13 protein-coding genes are annotated in these 17,556 nt (G+C 69.0%); 4 read left to right on the forward strand and 9 right to left on the reverse strand.

All coding sequences use genetic code 11. The features are described from left to right. Positions 1 to 78 precede the first annotated feature (78 nt). The 3 genes from ACO057_RS01530 to ACO057_RS01540 are packed head-to-tail and all read left to right on the forward strand — an operon-like array spanning position 79 to position 2,617. The gene (locus ACO057_RS01530) at positions 79 to 1,083 is read left to right on the forward strand and encodes an ABC transporter substrate-binding protein (RefSeq protein WP_421988582.1); all 1,005 of its coding nucleotides are present in this window, start codon (positions 79 to 81) and stop codon (positions 1,081 to 1,083) included. Continuing rightward, a complete protein-coding gene (locus tag ACO057_RS01535; RefSeq protein ID WP_421988583.1) occupies positions 975 to 1,853 on the forward strand; it encodes an ABC transporter ATP-binding protein in 879 nt (292 codons plus the stop codon). The genes ACO057_RS01530 and ACO057_RS01535 overlap by 109 nt, the downstream gene beginning before the upstream one ends. Continuing rightward, complete coding sequence (locus ACO057_RS01540) at positions 1,850 to 2,617, forward strand: ABC transporter permease (protein WP_421988584.1); 768 nt, start codon at positions 1,850 to 1,852, stop codon at positions 2,615 to 2,617. Before ACO057_RS01535 ends, ACO057_RS01540 begins: the two co-directional genes overlap by 4 nt. On the opposite strand, the gene ACO057_RS01545 is transcribed toward ACO057_RS01540, so the two are convergent. The 4 genes from ACO057_RS01545 to ACO057_RS01560 all read right to left on the reverse strand — a co-directional run bounded on the left by ACO057_RS01545 (position 2,568) and on the right by ACO057_RS01560 (position 6,606). Continuing rightward, entirely contained in the window at positions 2,568 to 3,356 is a 789-nt protein-coding gene (locus ACO057_RS01545; RefSeq protein WP_421988585.1) for a hypothetical protein, read from the reverse strand. The genes ACO057_RS01540 and ACO057_RS01545 overlap by 50 nt on opposite strands. Continuing rightward, positions 3,353 to 4,279 (reverse strand): glycosyltransferase family 2 protein, encoded by a 927-nt coding sequence (locus ACO057_RS01550; protein ID WP_421988586.1) that lies wholly within the window; start codon positions 4,277 to 4,279, stop codon positions 3,353 to 3,355. Before ACO057_RS01550 ends, ACO057_RS01545 begins: the two co-directional genes overlap by 4 nt. Before the next feature lie 217 nt (positions 4,280 to 4,496). Next, entirely contained in the window at positions 4,497 to 5,852 is a 1,356-nt protein-coding gene (locus tag ACO057_RS01555; protein ID WP_421988587.1) for an amidase family protein, read from the reverse strand. 34 nt (positions 5,853 to 5,886) lie between these two features. After that, positions 5,887 to 6,606: a pyridoxamine 5'-phosphate oxidase family protein gene (locus tag ACO057_RS01560; RefSeq protein ID WP_421988588.1), complete on the reverse strand. Its 720-nt coding sequence runs from the start codon at positions 6,604 to 6,606 to the stop codon at positions 5,887 to 5,889. A gap of 120 nt (positions 6,607 to 6,726) precedes the next feature. Between ACO057_RS01560 and ACO057_RS01565 the strand changes: the two genes are divergently transcribed. After that, entirely contained in the window at positions 6,727 to 8,196 is a 1,470-nt protein-coding gene (locus ACO057_RS01565; RefSeq protein ID WP_421988589.1) for a PLP-dependent aminotransferase family protein, read from the forward strand. Here ACO057_RS01565 and ACO057_RS01570 read toward each other — a convergent pair. The 5 genes from ACO057_RS01570 to ACO057_RS01590 form a co-directional block, all read right to left on the reverse strand. Continuing rightward, positions 8,180 to 9,580, reverse strand: coding sequence for an NAD(P)H-dependent flavin oxidoreductase (locus ACO057_RS01570; protein WP_421988590.1), 1,401 nt, complete (start codon positions 9,578 to 9,580; stop codon positions 8,180 to 8,182). The genes ACO057_RS01565 and ACO057_RS01570 overlap by 17 nt on opposite strands. Positions 9,581 to 9,708: 128 nt before the next feature. Further along, positions 9,709 to 11,928, reverse strand: coding sequence for a polyribonucleotide nucleotidyltransferase (pnp, locus tag ACO057_RS01575; RefSeq protein WP_421988591.1), 2,220 nt, complete (start codon positions 11,926 to 11,928; stop codon positions 9,709 to 9,711). Between the two features lie 390 nt (positions 11,929 to 12,318). Further along, positions 12,319 to 13,236, reverse strand: coding sequence for a GGDEF domain-containing response regulator (locus ACO057_RS01580; protein WP_421988592.1), 918 nt, complete (start codon positions 13,234 to 13,236; stop codon positions 12,319 to 12,321). After that, positions 13,233 to 16,871, reverse strand: coding sequence for a response regulator (locus ACO057_RS01585; RefSeq protein WP_421988593.1), 3,639 nt, complete (start codon positions 16,869 to 16,871; stop codon positions 13,233 to 13,235). Before ACO057_RS01585 ends, ACO057_RS01580 begins: the two co-directional genes overlap by 4 nt. A gap of 354 nt (positions 16,872 to 17,225) precedes the next feature. Next, positions 17,226 to 17,556 (reverse strand): YceI family protein (locus ACO057_RS01590; RefSeq protein WP_421988594.1); only part of this gene is annotated, 331 nt, incomplete at its 5' end.

Genomic DNA, 17,556 nt, shown 5'->3' on the forward strand with positions numbered 1-17,556 from the left:
CGGTATCCGACGCGGATAGACACTGGCGTCCCGCGCGCCCCGCGCCACATAATCCGCCGACCGCCGAGGGAGACCGCCATGCGCACCCGCTACAGGATCGAACGCCGCGCCTTGGGCGGCCTCGCGCTCGCCGTCGTGGCCGGCGCCCGCATCGGCGTGGCACAGAGCCTCGACCGGGTCTCCTTCCACACCAACTGGCGCGCCCAGGCCGAGCAGGGCGGCTATTACCAGGCCGTCGCGGCGGGCATCTACCGCCGGCACGGCATCGAATGCGAGCTGCGCCAGGGCGGCCCCCAGCTCGACCCGGTGCGGCTCATGCTGAGTGGCCGCGTGGACATGATCATGTCCAACGGCTTCCAGGCGCTGACCTATGTGCGCGAGAACGTCCCCGCGCTGACCATCGCGGCCATGATGCAGAAGGACCCGCAGGTGCTGATGACCCATGCGGGCAATGGCATCGAGAGCTTCGAGGACATGCGCGGCAAGCCCATCCTGGTGGGCTCGGGCGGGCGGGTGACCTATTGGCCCTTCCTCAAGTCGCGCTTCGGATTCACCGACGCGCAGGTGCGGCCCTACACCTTCAACCTGCAGCCCTTCCTGGTGGACCGCATGGCGATCCAGCAGGGCTTCATCTCGTCCGAGCCACTCTCCGCGCGGCAGGCCGGCGCGAGCCCGCGCAGCTTCCTCATCGCCGATGCCGGCTACGAGAACTACCAGACCACCATCGACATCCAGCGCAGCGTGATGGAGCAGAAGGCCGAGGTCGTGCAGCGCTTCGTGACCGCCAGCATCGAGGGCTGGACGGAGTATATGAAGGCCCAGGACATCGAGGCCGCGAACCGCCTCATCATCCGCGACAATCCGGACATGACGGAGGAACGCATCGCCTATGCCATCCGCGCCATGAACGGCGCCGGCATCGTCGTCTCGGGCGACGCCACCACCCTGGGCGTGGGCGCAATGACGGATGCCCGATGGGAGCGCTTCTACAACACGATGCGCGACGCGGGCGTCTATCCGGCCGGGCTGGATTTCAGGCGCGGCTACGACCTGCGCTTCGTGAACAAGCGGGCCGGGCTCTGATCGCGTCCGGCCGGCCGCGCGGCGGCGCGCATCTCCTTCGGCTCCAGGGCGTCTGCAAGCGCTTCCCCAAGGGCGTCACGGCCGTCGAGGATGTCACCCTCGACGTCGCCGAGGGTGACTTCCTGGCGCTGCTCGGCCCCTCGGGCTGCGGCAAGTCCACGCTGCTGCGCATGGTGGCCGGGCTGACCGAGCCCAGCGCCGGGCGCCTCGACTGGGGGCGCGACGCGCGCGGCGAGATCGGCTTCGTCTTCCAGGAGCCCACGCTGATGCCCTGGGCCTCAGCGCTGCGCAACGTGGCGCTGCCGCTGGAGCTCGCCGGCATTTCGCGCCGCGAGGCCGAGCGGCGCGCGGCGGAATGGCTCGCGCGCATGGAGCTGGCCGGCTTCGAGGAGTCCTATCCGCGCGCGCTGTCGGGCGGCATGCGCATGCGCGTCTCCATCGCGCGCGCTTTGGTCACGCGCCCGCGCCTGCTGCTGATGGACGAGCCCTTCGCCGCGCTGGACGAGATCACCCGCTTCCGCCTCAACGCCGACCTGCTGAAGCTCTGGCAGGAGGAGCGCTTCACCACGATCTTCGTCACTCACTCCACCTTCGAGAGTGTCTATCTGGCCGAGCGCATCGTGGTCTTGTCGCCCCGCCCGGGCCGCATCGCGGCAGAGTTGCGTGTGCCCGCGCAGGACCGCACCACGGAGGAGTTCCGCACCTCGGCCGTCTATGCCGCGCATTGCCGCGCCGTCTCGCACGCGCTGGGCGAGGCGATGGCGGCATGAGCCTGCCGCTGCGCGTGATGGCGCCGCTGCTGCTCGGCCTGCTGGTGCTGGGCGGCTGGGAATGGGGCGTGCGCCATTACGCGATCCCGCCCTATCTCCTGCCCGGCCCGCTGCTCATCGCCACGACGCTCTGGCGCGACTGGGGCACGCTCGCGCCCTCGCTGCTGGTGACGATGCAGATCACCTTCGCCGCGCTCTTCGTGGCCGCCACGCTGGGCCTGGCGCTCGCCATTCTCTTCGCGCAGTCGCGCGTGATCGAGATGTCGCTCTACCCCTATGCGGTCATCCTGCAGGTGACGCCGATCGTGGCCATCGCGCCGCTCATCATCGTCTGGGCGGACAACCTCTGGCTGGCGCTGCTGATCTGCGCCTGGATCGTCGCCTTCTTCCCCGTGTTGTCGAACACGACGCAGGGGCTGAACAGCGTGGACCCGAATCTGCGCGACCTGTTCCGGCTCCATCGCGCGAGCCGCTGGCAGGTGCTGCGGCGCCTGCAACTGCCCTCCGCCCTGCCCTATTTCCTGGCCGGGCTGCGCATCTCGGGCGGGCTGTCGCTGATCGGGGCGATCGTCGCGGAATTCGTGGCGGGCACGGGCGGATCGTCCTCCGGCCTCGCGTCACGCATTCTGGAGGCCGGCTACCAGCTCCAGATTCCGCGCATGTTCGCGGCACTGGTGATGGTGTCCGGCTTTGGCATCCTCATCTTCGGCGCGCTCACGCTGCTGTCGCATCTGCTGCTGCGGCGCTGGCACGAGGGCGGCTGAATTCCCGCGCGGGATCGAGCCATTCGACCCGGCGATCGGCATGCAGCCGGCCGAGCAATTCCTCCAGGAAGGCCCAGCTCGCCGCGTCATGGACGAGGTGATGGGTGAGCAGGCCGATCGGCCCGGCCCAGTCGCCCGCCAGGCGACGCCGCGCCAGCATCCGGCGCAGCCGCGCAAGGCAGGCGCCGCGTCCCTTGAAACGCGGCGCCGGCTTCCAGCGCAGCAGGTCTACCTGCACGTGCGCCTGCCGCATCCCCAGCCCGGTCAGCGCCGACGTCGCGCCGGCCGAAAAGCCCTCGAAGCCCGCCTGCCGCAATGCCAGATGCAGCGCCGGGTGGCTGTCGTTCCAGGGCGGGACGTAGAGCTTCAGCGAACCCGGCAGCGCCGCGACACGCGGCCAGACCGCCGCGATGCGCGATGCGATCGCAGCGGGGGCCTCGTCCGCACGGAATTCCGTGTCGCACTCGCCGGCGTGCCGCCGGCTCTCATGGCTGACGCCGTGCTGCGCCACGAAGATTCCGGAGCGGCAAGCGAGGGCATCGCCCAGCCGATCCAGTCCGGCGGAAGCGGGGATGACGGCCAGCACCAGCGGCACCTGGAAGCGCGTGGCCAGGCCCAGGAGTGCTTCCAGCGCCGGCGTGACATCGCCGGCATCGTCGTCGCGCCACCACAGCCGGGGCCGCCGGCCCGCCGCCGCCCAGCGGTCCAGCTCACGGCCCAGCCGCCACCAGGCGATCACGCGATGGTTTCGCCCGCGCATGGCGCCGGCGCCGGCTCGGCCAGGGGGGCGGCGGCCGGCTCCAGCCTCGCGCGCAACTCCGAGAGCATGGGGTAGAAGGCCGCCATCAGCGCGATCATCACGCCCCAGTCGCCCTCGCGGTAGCCGCGCCGGGTGACGTAGCACTTCCAGAAGCGCCGGGCCCCGCGTAAGGCATGCGAGACCAGCCCATGGCGCCGCCGCCCGTTCTGCAGGTCCATGGCGTTGAGCTGCGTGTAGCGGTCCAGCCGGCGCAGCATGTCGGAGACATCGGTGTCGACCTCATGGCGGATCGGGCTTTGCAGCCGGCCACCGGGCTTGCCGAGAAGGCGCGCCTTGGGATGCACCTGCTGCATTCCCCAGGCCTTGCTGCCGCGCCGGTAGAGCCGCGCGACGGCGCTGGTCCCGAAGGAGCCGCCCCAGCCGTGCCGCACGCAGCGGCCGCCGACATAGTTGTCGAGCGGCAGGAGAAACCAGTCCGCCCCAGGCCCGCCGGCGATGAGCGCCCGGATCTCCCGTGCCAGCTCCGGCGTCACAAGCTCGTCAGCATCGATCTCGAGCACCCAGGAACCGGTACACGCCGCCTGGGCAGTGGCACGGCGCGGCCCTTCCAGCGGGAAGGTTCCCTCGATGACGCGATCGGCCAGGGCATGCGCAATCTCGACCGAGGCATCGGTGCTTCGGTCGAGCAGCACCACGATCTCGTCGGCGAAGCGAAGGCATGCGAGGCATTCCGGCAGCCGCGCCGCCTCGTTGCGGGCACAGACGAAGACCGAGAGGCTGCCCTCCCTCCTGCCTTCGCCCGAGATCTCCTCCCGCCGGATTCCGGGCGCAGGCGCCGTCCAGACGCTGTCCGGCACACCCGTCGGGGCCGCGTCGTGAATCAGGGTGAGATATGCGGACATGGGACACCAAATGCGAATGACTCGCACTTAAATGTGTCGAAGCGTAACAGCAAGCGGAATATGACGACTTCGTACCGATTGCGTCGATTTAATCAGCACCGGGAATGTATAAAAACTTGAATTATATCAAAGGTATATTTGATCCTTCTCAGGACCGCATCCGGCTGCGCGGCCTTCCGCCCAGGACCGCGCCCGCGACGTCTCGATGACCACGCCCCTACAGGGCCGGCGTGATCTCGAAGGGCTGCGCCGCGAGGAAGCCCGCCGCCGCGCGCAGCACCAGCGCATCCGCCAAGCGCGGCCCTGCCAGTTGCAGGCCCACCGGCAGCCCCTCGGCGCTCAGCCCGCAAGGCACGGAGACCGCCGGGCCATGCGAGAGGTCGAAGGGATAGGAGAACTCGGCCCAGACCAGCCAGTCCCAATCGTGCTGCGGCCAATGCTCCGGAAGCTGCCGGCCCACATCGAAGGCCGCGACCGAGGCGGAGGGCGTCGCCAGCAGGTCGTAGCCCGCCTCGGAGAACCAGGAATTCACCGCGGCCGCATAGGCGAAGCGGCGGCCCATGGCGGCGTGCGCCTGCTCGAAGCTGTAGCCGCGGAAGGCCTCGGTGCAGGCGACGAGGCCGGGATCCATCCGCGCCTCCTCCTGCGGGCTCTTCGCGAGGAAGGCCTTGTAGGCGCCGCCCCACATCTCGCGCTCCAGCGCGGGACCCTCCGGGCCCCAGGGCGGCGTCACCTGCTCGACCACCGCGCCGGCGGCGACGAGCGCGGCGAGACTCGCCTCCACCACCGCCGCCACATCGGGATCGACGCGGGCATGGCCCAGGTCGCGGCTATAGGCGATGCGCAGGCCCTTCAGCCCGCCCGGCGCGATCGTGGCCGGAAAGGTGTCGGGCAGCGACGTGTGATCGCGCGGCGACGGCCCGGCCATGACGGAGAACATCAGCGCCGCGTCCTCGGCCGTGCGCGCGAGCGGCCCGGCATGCGACAGCCCGCCATTGTTCGGCACCGGGGTGTAGGGCACGCGGCCATAGGTCGGCTTGAAGCCCACCACGCCGCAGAAATGCGCCGGCAGGCGGATGGAGCCCGCGCCATCCGTCCCCAGATGCAGTGGCCCGCAGCCCGCGCCGCACAGCGCGGCCGCGCCGGAGGAGGATCCGCCCGCCGTGCGCCCCTGCTTCCACGGATTGTGCGTGTGGCCGGTGAGCGGGCTGCTGCTCACGGCCGTCCAGCCGTGCTCGGTGGCGGTGGTCTTGCCGAGGATGATGGCACCGGCCGCGCGCAGCCGCGCCACGAGCACGGCATCTTCCGCCGCCGGCGTCGCGTCGCTCAGACAGGAGCCGCGCCGCGTGGGCAGGCCCTTCACGGCCTGCACGTCCTTGATGGAGACAGGCACGCCGTGCAGCGGGCCGAGGCCCTCGCCCTTCATCACGGCCGCCTCGGCCGCGCGGGCCGCCGCCCTCGCGCCCTCGGCATCGAGCGCGACGAAGGCGTTGAGCGAGGGATTCTTCTTCCCGATCCGATCCAGGACCGCCTCGGTGATCTCTACGGGCGAGGCGCGCTTCGCGCGTACCATCGCCGCCATTTCGACCGCCGAGGCGGTAGCCAGATCAGGTGTCGCCATAGGTTTTTTTGTAGCTCTCCGACATGATGTCATCGAGCCTACGACCCGCGGTGAAACCCGCAAGGCCTTCCGGGAAAGCGACCCCGGTCGGCATGCGCGGGCAGTCTTCCGGCGCGCCGATCACCTGCGTCACCGGGAAACGCGTGGCGTAGATCGGGAGCGCGTAGTCCTCCTCCTCGTCGCCGATGCCCTTGCTGCGGACCTTGCCCGAGGCCTGGTCGATGTTCATGCCGATGACCATCGTCGCCTTCAGCTCCAGCGCCGTGCTCGGGCGCAGCTCGGCGTTCCGGCCCGGATAGAAGCGGTCGATCATGAGGTCGAGCAGCTTCGCCTTCTCGTCGAGGTCCTCGATGATATGCGCGTTGCCGAAGCACATGGCCGAGCGATAGTCGACCGAATGGTTGAAGCCGCAGCGCGCGAGCACGAGGCTGTCCAGATGCGTGACCGTGACGCAGACCGGCGTGCCGGGCTTCTGCGTGCGCAGCATCCGGCTCGCCGAGGAGCCGTGCCAATAGAGGTGGTTGCCCTCGCGCCAGAAGGCGGTGGGCGTGCAATAGGGCTGCCCGTCGATCACATAGGAGACGTGGCAGAGCATCGCCGCGTCCAAGATCTCATAGACCGAGGCGAAGTCGTGCCGGCCGCGCTCGTGCAGGCGGCGGACCTTGTTGCGCTCGGTGACGGGGTAGCTGTCGACGACCTCGGACATGGCGGGAATCCTGGTGGGGTGGAATTGATGCCATATCGTGACAGGCAGATTGGTCCTTCGCGAGGGCCAATTTCAGGAAGATCCACTGGTCCATTCACTTTTCCGAGATAGAATGCCGCCATGGCCGACCTCTCCGATCTGCTCCTCCTCGCCATCGAGCGCACCAGCGGCACGCCCCTGCTGCGCCAGGTCTATCTGGAGCTGCGCCGCGCGATCCTGGGCGGCACGCTGCCGCCCGGCGCGCGGCTGCCGGCGACGCGCGTGCTCGCCCAGCGCCTGGGCATCGCGCGCAACACCGTGGTCGCGGCCTATGAGCAGCTGCTGGCCGAGGGCTTCATCGAGGGGCGCGTGGGCGCCGGCAGCTATGTGTCGGGCAACCTGCCCCAAGGGCTCGAGCGGCCGGCGCCGGCCAGCCCCCTCCCGAAGACCGAGCCGGTCCCCTTCAGCCTCCCCAACATGGTTCAGCCGGGCGCGCAGCCCTTCAACACCGGCCGCACCTCCTGGGACGACGCGACGGCGCGCATCTGGCGGCAGCTCACCCTGCGGCGGCTGCAATCGCCCGATCCCGACATGCTGGGCTATGGCGATCCGCGCGGCTCGCTCGCTTTGCGCGAGGCCATCGCGAATTATCTCGGCGCCGCGCGCGCGGTGCGCTGCACGCCCGACCAGGTGATCGTCACCTCCGGCGCGCAGCAGGCCATCGACCTCGTGCGCAAGGTGGTGGTCGCGCCCGGCGATCCCGTCTGGATCGAGGATCCCTGCTACCCCGCCTTGCGCGCCGCCATGGCCGCGGCGGGGGCGAAGATCGTGCCCGTGCCGGTGGACGCGCAGGGGCTGATCGTGAGCGAGGGCATCGCCGCCTCCCCCGCCGCGCGGCTCGCCTATGTGACGCCCTCCTCGCAATATCCGATGGGCGTGGTGCTCTCCATGGCGCGGCGGATGGAGCTGCTGGCCTGGGCGCGGCGCGCCGGCGCCTGGATCGTCGAGGACGATTACGACAGCGAGTTCCGCTATGCCGGCCGCCCCCTGGCCGCGCTGCAGGGCGTCGATGAGGGCGGGCGCGTGATCTATATCGGCACCTTCAGCAAGGTGCTCTTTCCCGGCCTGCGCCTGGGCTATGCGGTGCTGCCGCCGGAGCTGCTGGAGCCCGTGCAATCCGCGCGCCTGCTCTCGGACTGGCACCCGCCGGTCTTCCAGGAGGGCGTGGTCACGGATTTCCTCGCGGAGGGCCATTTCGCGCAGCATCTGCGGCGGATGCGCCAGCGCTACCGGATCGCGCGGGACACGCTGGTCGAGGCGCTGCGCGAGGGCTGCGGGCGCTTCCTCGACGTCGAGGCGCCCGACCAGGGGCTCAAGCTGCTGGCGCGGCTGAAGCCCGGATGGCGCGACACCGAGGTCTCGGCGGCCGCGGAACGGGCCGGCGTCATCGCCCGGCCAGTCAGCCCGATGTTCATGGAGGAGCGCCCGATCCAGGCGCTCATGCTCGGCTTTTCCGGACACGAGCCCGGCGCCCTCAGGCACGCGGCCCGGATGCTGGCCGAATGCGTCGGGGGGCCTGGTGCCCCCTCCGGCTTCAGCGGCCGGTCATGATCCGCTCGACCAGCTGCTTCACCGTCGGGATGAACCCGTTGGAGTAGAAGGGGTCGGAAGCGAAGCGATAGGCGTTGTGCCCGGCGAACATCAGATTGTGCTCCAGGCTGCCGTCATGCGCGATGTCCTGCAGCGTCTTCTGAATGCAGAAGCTGCGCGGATCGGCCTTCTTGCCCGAGCTGAATTCCGGCCCGTTCTGCGTCCAGTTGCTGAAGCGGCAATGGCTCAGGCAGCCCATGCAATCGACCTGATCCTTCACGATCTCGCGCGCATTCTCGGGCGTCACGAAGACCAGGGTGGAATCGGGCGTGCGCAGCGCGTCGCTATAGCCCTGGTCGGTCCAGGAGACGGCGTGCTCGCGGTCGGCGGGCGTCAGCCAGACGGGGCGCTTGCGCGGGCCCACGCCGAATTCGGCCGTGTGCTCGCCGATCGGCTCGCTCGTATAGGCCACCTGCCGCTCGCTGCGGGCCTCGAGGTCCTGGAGGAACTCGTTGCGCACGGCGGAGGAGTAGAAGCCCGTGGGCGAGAAGGGCTGCAGCAGCACGTCGCCGGACTTCAGCGCCGTCATGCGCTGCTTCCAGGCCTCGCTGACCGGGCTCTCCTTGGTCAGCAGCGGGCGGGTGCCGAACTGGAAGGCGATCGGGCCGAGCTCGGGATTGTCGAGCCAGTCGTCCCATTCCTCGAGCCACCACACGCCGCCGGCCATGATGATGGGCGTGTCGCCCAGGCCGAAGGCGCGCATCTGCTCGCGCAGCTTGCGCACGCGCTCATACGGCGCCTCGGGCTTGCGCGGATCCTCGCCGTTGGACAGGCCGTTATGGCCGCCCGCGAGCCAGGGGTCCTCGTAGACCACGCCGCCCAGCCAGTCGCTGACCTTGGAATAGCTGCGCTTCCACAGCGCGCTGAAGGCCCGGGCCGAGCTGACGATGGGGTAGTAGTGCACGCCGAATTCGCGCGCGATCTCCGACAGGCGATAGGGCATGCCCGCGCCGCAGGTGATGCCGTTGATGAGGCCCTTGGCCCCCTCCAGCACGCCGCGGATGACGCGTTCGGCGCCGCCCATCTCCCAGAGGATATTGGCGTGGATGCGCGCATCCTTGCCGCCCACGTCGCGGGCCTCGCGCGCCTGCGCGATGCCGCCGGCGATGCCATAGGCGACCAGCTCCTCGTGACGTTCCACGCGCGTCTTGCCCGTGTAGATCTGCCGGATGGTCCGCCCCTCGGCGTCGTAGCTGTCGGCATTGACGGCGGAGAACGTGCCCACGCCGCCCGCGGCGGCCCAGGCGCCGGCGGTCAGCCCGTTGCTCACGGCGACGCCCTTGCCGCCCTCAACGAGGGGGAGAACGTCCACACCGCCCATGCGGATGGTATTGATCGCCTTCAAGGTCCGCCGTTCCTGCCGAAATATTTCCGAATATGACACTAGCACGAAATCGCCCGGCGCAAGCGGGCGCCGGGCGGATATGGCGATTTTCGGACGGGATGCAAAGCACCCCGCCCGATTCGTCAGAGTTAGTCGCGGCGGGGGCGGCGGTCGCGGCCGCCACGGTCGTCGCGGCCGGTGCCTTCGCGGCGGGGACGGTCCTCACCCTCGCCTTCCGCACGCGGACGGCGCTCGCCGACCTGCTCGGTGATGTCCGCACCCGTGGCCTGGTCGACCACGCGCATGGAGAGCTTCACCTTGCCGCGGTCGTCGAAGCCGATGACCTTGACCTTGACCGCATCGCCGTCCTTGACGACATCGGTCGTCTTGTTCACGCGGTCATTGGCCAGCTCGGAGATGTGGACGAGACCGTCCTTGGCGCCGAGGAAGTTCACGAAGGCGCCGAACTCGGCGGTCTTCACCACCTTGCCGTTGTAGATGGCGCCGATCTCGGCTTCCGCCGTGATGCCCTTGATCCGGTCGATCGCGGCCTGGGTCGCCTCGGGGTTGGTCGACGCAATCTTGATCGTGCCGTCATCCTCGATGTCGATCTTCGTGCCGGTCTGCTCGACGATCTCGCGGATCACCTTGCCGCCCGTGCCGATGACTTCGCGGATCTTGTCCTTCGGCACCTGGATCACGGTGATGCGCGGCGCGGTGGCCGCCATCTCGCCGCGGGCGCCGCTGATGGCCTTGGCCATCTCGCCGAGGATGTGGAAGCGGCCATCCTTGGCCTGGCCCAGGGCCGTCTTCATGATGTCGAAGGTGATGGACGTGATCTTGATGTCCATCTGGAGCGCGGTGATGCCCGCTTCCGTCCCGGCCACCTTGAAGTCCATGTCGCCGAGGTGATCCTCGTCGCCCAGGATGTCGGAGAGCACGGCAAAGCCGCGATCTTCCTTGATCAGGCCCATGGCGATGCCGGCCACCGGACGGAGCAGCGGGCAGCCGCTGTCCATCAGCGAGAGCGAGGTGCCGCAGACCGTCGCCATGGACGACGAGCCGTTGGACTCCGTGATCTCGGACACGATGCGCATCGTGTAGGGGAACTTGTCCTTCTCCGGGAGCACCGGGTGGATCGCGCGCCAGGCAAGCTTGCCATGGCCGATCTCACGACGGCCGGGCGAGCCCATGCGGCCCGTCTCGTTCACCGAGTAGGGAGGGAAGTTGTAGTGCAGCATGAAGTTCTCGCGGTACTCGCCCGCGAGAGCGTCGATGACCTGCTCGTCCTGGCCGGTGCCCAAGGTCGCGACGCAGAGGGCCTGCGTCTCGCCACGGGTGAACAGCGCGGAACCATGGGCGCGCGGCAGCACGCCGACCTCGGCGAGGATCGGGCGGACCGTCTTGGTGTCGCGGCCGTCGATGCGCAGGCCGGTGTCGAGGATCGCGTTGCGGACCACATCCGCCTCGAGCTCCTTCATCATGCCCTTGGCGGCGCCCACGTCGGCACCCTCGGACTCCAGGGTCGCGAGCACGGCCTTCTTGGCGGCGCCCACGGCCTTCTGGCGGGACAGCTTCTCGGTGATCTTATAGGCTTCACCGACGGAGGCCGTGCCGAGCTCGGCGATGCGGGCCTTCAGGGTCGCCAAGGCCGGATCGGCCTCGGCCACATCCCAGGGCTCCTTCGCGGCCACTTCGGCGAGCGCGATGATGCCCTGAATGACGGCCTGGAACTGCTGGTGGCCGAATTCGACGGCGCCCAGCATCACGTCTTCCGAAAGCTCCTTGGCCTCGGACTCGACCATCAGCACGCCCTCGGCGGTGCCGGCGACGACGAGGTCGAGCGCGCTCAGCTTGCGCTGCGCGGCGGTCGGGTTGAGCACGTAGCCGCCGTCGATGTAACCGACGCGGGCCGCGCCCACCGGGCCGAAGAAGGGAATGCCCGACAGCGTCAGCGCGGCCGAGCAGCCGACCAGCGCCACGATGTCGGGATCGTTCTCGAGGTCATGGCTGAGGACGGTGGCGATGACCTGAACCTCGTTGCGGAAACCCTCGGGGAAGAGGGGGCGCAGCGGGCGGTCGATCAGGCGGCAGATGAGCGTCTCGCTCTCGGAGGGACGGCCCTCGCGCTTGAAGAAGCCGCCGGGGATCTTGCCGGCCGCGAAGGCCTTTTCCTGGTAGTTCACCGTGAGCGGGAAGAAGTCCTGGCCCGGCTTCACGTTGCGGGCGCCGACCACGGTGCAGAGCACGATGGTGTCACCCAGGCGCGCCATGACGGCGCCGTCGGCCTGACGGGCGACCTTGCCCGTCTCGAGCGTCAGGATCTGACCGCCCCAGGCGATATCCTTGCGGAAGTAATTGTCGAACATGCAGCGTCCTTCTTGCCCCGCATCGGTACGGGGACTTTTCGGGTGCGCATGCGGCAGGATGACAGTCCGTCGCGAAAAATGCCCTTCGAGGAAGGAGACTTTCGGCGCTTCGGGGTACATGGGGCCGGGGATTGCACCCGCGGCGAAGCCATGTGGCCGGAAACGCCGCCAGACCCGTCTTCCGTTCGGGGGATCGGAGGCTCTGACAACCCACCGCTGCGCGCGTGGTTGAGCCGTTCCAGGCAGAGCCAGGATCGACTGCGCCGCCTTATGGACCGGATGGACGTCGAACGCCAGCGTGATTTCCAGGGCGCACGGCGTCGCGGCGCCCCCTGCTTGCCGGCTGGTCTCGGCGACTACTTCGAAGCTCAAGTAACAGCCGCGGGAACCTCATGAGTCGAGGTGAACCGCCTGGTTCCGCCCGCGGGACTTCGCCTCGTAGAGAAGGCGATCCGCCTGCTCGACCAGGCGCAGGCGGAAATCGGCGTATCCCGCGCCGGCGACCAGGGCGGTCCCGCCGCTGACGGTCAGGAAGGCCGTCGTCAACGACGCCTCGTGCGGAATCCGCAGCCCGACGACGGCCTCGCAGAAGCGGTCCGTCAGCTCGACGATGCCATCGCCCATGGGGGACAGCAAAGCGAACTCCTCGCCGCCAATCCGCGCGGCGATATCGTAGGGACGCCGGGCGTGCCGCGCGAGCAATTGCGCCACCTGCCGCAGCGCCTCGTCGCCGGCGACATGGCCATAGCGGTCATTGTAGAGCTTGAAGTGATCGATATCGAAGAGCGCGAGACCGACCGGCTCACCGGTCCGGGCCGCGTGGCGGCAGGCCCGGTCGATGGCCTCGTCGAAATGCCGGCGGTTGGCGATGCCGGTCAGTCCGTCGCGCTGCGCCACCAGCTCGAGGTCGCGCTTCTGCATGGCGAGCTTCACGAGGTTGCCCACGCGGGCGAGGAGGATCGCGGGGCGGATCGGCTTGTGGATGTAGTCGACCGCCCCCAGGCGCAGGCCGAATTCCTCATCGGCCTCCGAGCTCTGGCCGGTGATGAAGATGACGGAGATCCCGGCCGTCCTCTCGTCGCCGCGCAGCGCCCTCAGCACGTCGTAGCCGCTTTCCCCGGGCATCGAGACATCCAGCAGGATCAGCGCGATGCGCTCCGCATCCGCCCGCGCGCGTTCGAGCGCGTCGACGCCGTCGCGGGCCAGCAGGATCCGGTAGTCCTTCTGCAGAAGCTCCGCGAGCAGCGTCCGGTTGAGGCGCTCGTCATCGGCGATGAGGATGGTGGGGCGGTCGTCGGCGGTCATCATTCGTCGCTCGCCTCGAATTCCGGCAATGTGGCGGCGAGATGCCGCAGGGAGACCAGCGCCTCGTCCCGGCGCAGGTCGTCCACCTCCTCGCGCATCTGCGCCACAAGGGCGATCTGGTCCGGCTGGCGCAGATGCTCCGAGAGGCGCTCGAGCTTCGCGACGGCGCCATAATCGCCGCTCTCGATCAGGGAGCGCAGTTCCGCGATGAGCGTGAGGACGGGCGCGGGCGATGGCGCGGGGACGCCGGCCTCCTGCGAAACGCGCCCGCGCTCGGCCGCCACCTCGGCGAGCAGCAGGCGCAGATCCCGCGCGAAGCCGGGAAGCGCCTGACGCAGCGTCGCGACATCGCCGAGGCGCGCGGCATCCTCGATCCGCTCCGCCGTATCGCCTAGGAGATCGGCGCCGAGATAGCCCATGGACCCCTTCAGGGTATGCACCAGCATGGCGGCGGCCGGCAGGTCATCCCCGCTGGCGAGCCTCTCGCATTCCGCCGGCGCGCCCGAAAAATCGCGCAGGAAGCCGTCGAACAGGCGGATGATGCGCGCCGACGAGATACCGAAGCGCTCCTCGATGGCGGCCATGTCGATCCGCGCGATCGCGCGGGCCGGCCGCTCGGCGGCGAAATCCCGCGGCGCGGGTTCGGCGACGGGGCCGCCCGCCGCGCGATCCGCGATCGCTTTGGCGAGGACGCTGTAGAGCGCCGCCTCGTCGATGGGCTTGGCCAGATGGGCGTTCATCCCCGCATCCGCGACGATGAAGCGGTCCTCGGCGCGGGCCTGGGCGGTGAGCGCGATGATGGGCAGGTCCGCCCATTGCGGCTGCCGGCGAATGGCCCGCGTGGCCTCCAGCCCGTCCATCTCGGGCATGTGGATGTCCATCAGCACGGCGTCGAAGACGCGGTCCTCGAGGCTCTCCAACGCTTCACGGCCGTTATTCGCGGTGGTGACGATCACGCCCGCGAGCTCCAGGAAATCCGTCGCCACCTCCCGGTTCAGCGCATTGTCGTCCACGACCAGGACCCGGCGCCCGGCCAGACCGTAATCGGCATTGGGAGTCAGCGGATGGGCCGGGGGCGCGAGCGATGTCTGAACCGGCGCGAGGGGCCGCAGGATCTGGATCAGGGTGTTGAACATCACCGAGGCGGTGATCGGCTTGATCAGCAGGCCCTGGAGGCCGAGCTCCTCGGCGCGCTTCAGGATCTCCTCGCGGCCATAGGCGGTCACCATCAGGACCGCCGGCATATGGGCCAGGCGCTCGTCTTCGCGCAGGCGCCTTGCGACCTCCAGCCCGTCCATGCCCGGCATGCGCCAATCCATGAGCACGATCTCATAGGGATTGGCGTCGCGGCAGCTTTCCCGCACGGCATGCAGGCCCTCGACGCCCGAGGCCGCGCTGTCCACCCGCATCCCGAATGCGCGCAGGATCTCGGACAGGATTTCCCGAGCGCTGGCATTGTCGTCGACGATGAGCGCGCGCGCGCCGGCCAATGCCGAGGGCTGCGGCAGCTGCGCGGCCGCGGGCTCGCGCTCCCGGGCGGGCGCGATCGGCAGGACGAAGCGGAAGGTGCTTCCCCAGTCGGGCACGCTCTCGACGCCGATGGTCCCGCCCATCAGCGTGACGAGGCGCTGGCAGATCGCCAGGCCCAGGCCGGTGCCGCCGTAGCGGCGGGAGGTGTTTGCCTCGGCCTGGGAAAAGGGCCGGAAGAGATGGCTGATCTGCTCCGGCGTGAGGCCGATCCCGGTGTCGCGCACGGAGAAGGCGATCATGCCGCCCTCCTCCACCTCGACGCTGACGACGATCTCGCCGACCTTGGTGAACTTCACCGCATTGCCGACGAGATTGATCAGGACCTGGCCCAGCCGGAAGGCGTCGCCACGCAGGCGGCGTGGCAGGTCATGGGCGATGGAATAGGCGATCTCGAGGCCCTTTTCCTCGGCCCGCGCCGACGTCGCGGCCGACACCGCCTCCAGCACCTCGTCGAGGTCGAACTCCGAAATATCCAAGGCCAGCATCCCCGCCTCGATCTTCGAGTAATCGAGCACATCATTGATGATGCTCAGCAGCGCCTTCGCCGAGACGTCGATCTTCTGCAGATAGTTGCGCTGCTTGGCCGAGAGGTCGGTCTGCTGGACCAGCCGCGCCATGCCGATCACGGTGTTCATCGGCGTGCGGATCTCGTGGCTCATCGTCGCGAGGAAGTCCGACTTCGCGCGCTCGCCGGCTTCGGCGGCCTCCTTGGCGAGCTGGACTTCGCGTGCCGCATCCTTCTCGCGGGTGATGTCCAGCATGATGCCGTCCCATGCCGTCCCGGCCGCCGCGGAACGGGGAGCGGAGCGGCATCGCATCCAGATCATGGATCCGTCGGGCCGGCAGGCGCGGAACTCGCAATCGAACACGGTGCCCGTCGTGCGGGATTTCTCCACCTCCAGCAGATAATGCCCGACGTCCTCGCGATGGATCGCCGCGAGGAAGGCGCCGCGGTTGGCGATGATCTCCTCGGGCCGTACGCCGATGAGCTTCTCGATGCCGGCGCTGACATAGGTCAGGCGATACCCGCCGTCGGGCTGGCGCTCCAGGCGATAGATCGCTCCATTGGGCAGATTGTCGGCCAGGGCCTGAAGCCGGGCGCGCGATTCCTCGCGTTCGGAAATATCCTGGACCGTACCGGTCAGCGCCACGATATCGCCGCCGGCACCGTAGAGCGCCTCGCCGCGGATATGGACCGCGAAGCTGGAGCCATCCGGACGGAAATGGGTGGCATCGATGCCGTAGGGCTCCCCGGTCCGGGCGCATCGGGCGACGGCCTCCGAGACCGCCTGGAAACTCTCGGGCGCCAGGAAATTCTGAAGATCCGCGACCGTCAGCGACGGTCCCTCCGGATCCGCGCCATTCATCTCGTAGAGCATGGCCGAGGTGTCGAAGTGGCCGGTGTCGAGGTGAAGCGTCCAGCTCCCCACCTTCGATAGCCGTTCGGCCCGGCGCAGGGCGTCGTAGCTGGCGCGCATCACCTCGGCGGCCTGCCGGGCCTCAGTGATGTCGACGACGACGCCCACGAGGCGATTGGGCGTCACCGAGGTCGCCGGCAGCATGCAGGCGGCCGAGGTGATCCAGCGCATCTCCCCCGAAGGCCGGAGCAGGCGGAATTCGACCTGGCGATCCTGCTTGCTCATGGCCAGCTCGGCCATGCGCTCATCGGTGATCCGGTCGACGTCTTCGGGATGAATCAGGGCCTTGAAGGCGGCCATGCTTTTCATCCGTCCGGTCTCGCCGGGCATTCCGTAGATGGCCAGGCAGGTCTCGTCGCAAAGAAGGACGTCGCCGTCGATATTATAGTCCCAGATGCCGATCCCGCTGACCTCGGTCGCGAGCGCCATGCGCTCGCGCTGGGCCAGCCGTTCCACCTCGAGGCGGGCGATCTCGCTCCTGCTCCAGAGCAGCGACAGCTGGTCCTCAATCGCGCGGGCGAACTGCGCCATCAGGCGGAGGCAGCGCTCCGGCTCGAGGGACGCAGGAAGGTCGAGCGCGTCGAGGACGCCGAAGGGGGATGCATCCGGCCAGGCGACGGGATGGGCCGCATAGCCCGCATCCGGTAGGCCCGAGGCCTCGGCGAGATGCAGCGGAACGCGCTCCCGCAAGGCCGCCGAGACAGGCTCGTCGCTCCACGGCCGCGCCGCACTGCCATGGCTGCTCACAAGAACCAGATGGCGACCCGGAAGGGCCTGAACGAGCCGCACCGCGGCAGCCCCCGTCCAATCCGCCAGATCCTCCAGGCTCAGCCTGCATCGCTCCAGAAATTCCGGAGGGATTGATCGTGGAGGCGGCATTGAGATCACTCCGAAGGCCCGTCGCACGCGAGGTTCATGGAGCGGAATATTCTATCGCTAAAGTCTGACTTGGACACATCAATCTATTCTGCGCGGAATCCTACGTTAATTTGCTTCTCCCTGCATTGCATCGATCAGGCGGGCCGAGGCGCTGCCCCTCGCGTCCTAAATCCCGAGGGAGACATCCACCTTGAGCTGGATCGCGTCCGATACCATCGGGCGGTCCGCCACGAGGCCGAAGGCGGCACGGCTGATCTCGCCCTGCGCCTCGAAGCGGACCGCGCCCGGCCGTCCTTGAATCAGGCTGGCGCGCATCCGAAACGGCCCGGTGACGCCGCGCAGGGTCAGCTCGCCAGGGACCGCGAAGGCGCTGGCTTCGCCCTGCCCGTCCGCCTCCCCGTGGAAGCGGGCCTGGGGGAACCGGGCGACATCGAAAAAGGGCTCGGAGCGCAGGCGCTCGGCGGCGCCCGGCAAGGACACGCTCACGGCCGACATG

The sequence above is a fragment of the Roseococcus sp. genome (assembly GCF_965227005.1).
GTDB lineage: Bacteria > Pseudomonadota > Alphaproteobacteria > Acetobacterales > Acetobacteraceae > Roseococcus.

Bases quoted from the DNA above. Each gene is read 5' to 3' on its own strand.
- ACO057_RS01530 (WP_421988582.1), top strand. From the start codon at position 79: ATGCGCACCCGCTACAGGATCGAACGCCGCGCCTTGGGCGGCCTCGCG.
- ACO057_RS01535 (WP_421988583.1), top strand. From the start codon at position 975: ATGGGAGCGCTTCTACAACACGATGCGCGACGCGGGCGTCTATCCGGC.
- ACO057_RS01540 (WP_421988584.1), top strand. From the start codon at position 1,850: ATGAGCCTGCCGCTGCGCGTGATGGCGCCGCTGCTGCTCGGCCTGCTG.
- ACO057_RS01550 (WP_421988586.1), bottom strand. From the start codon at position 4,279: ATGTCCGCATATCTCACCCTGATTCACGACGCGGCCCCGACGGGTGTG.
- ACO057_RS01555 (WP_421988587.1), bottom strand. From the start codon at position 5,852: ATGGTACGCGCGAAGCGCGCCTCGCCCGTAGAGATCACCGAGGCGGTC.
- ACO057_RS01560 (WP_421988588.1), bottom strand. From the start codon at position 6,606: ATGTCCGAGGTCGTCGACAGCTACCCCGTCACCGAGCGCAACAAGGTC.
- ACO057_RS01565 (WP_421988589.1), top strand. From the start codon at position 6,727: ATGGCCGACCTCTCCGATCTGCTCCTCCTCGCCATCGAGCGCACCAGC.
- pnp (WP_421988591.1), bottom strand. From the start codon at position 11,928: ATGTTCGACAATTACTTCCGCAAGGATATCGCCTGGGGCGGTCAGATC.
- ACO057_RS01580 (WP_421988592.1), bottom strand. From the start codon at position 13,236: ATGATGACCGCCGACGACCGCCCCACCATCCTCATCGCCGATGACGAG.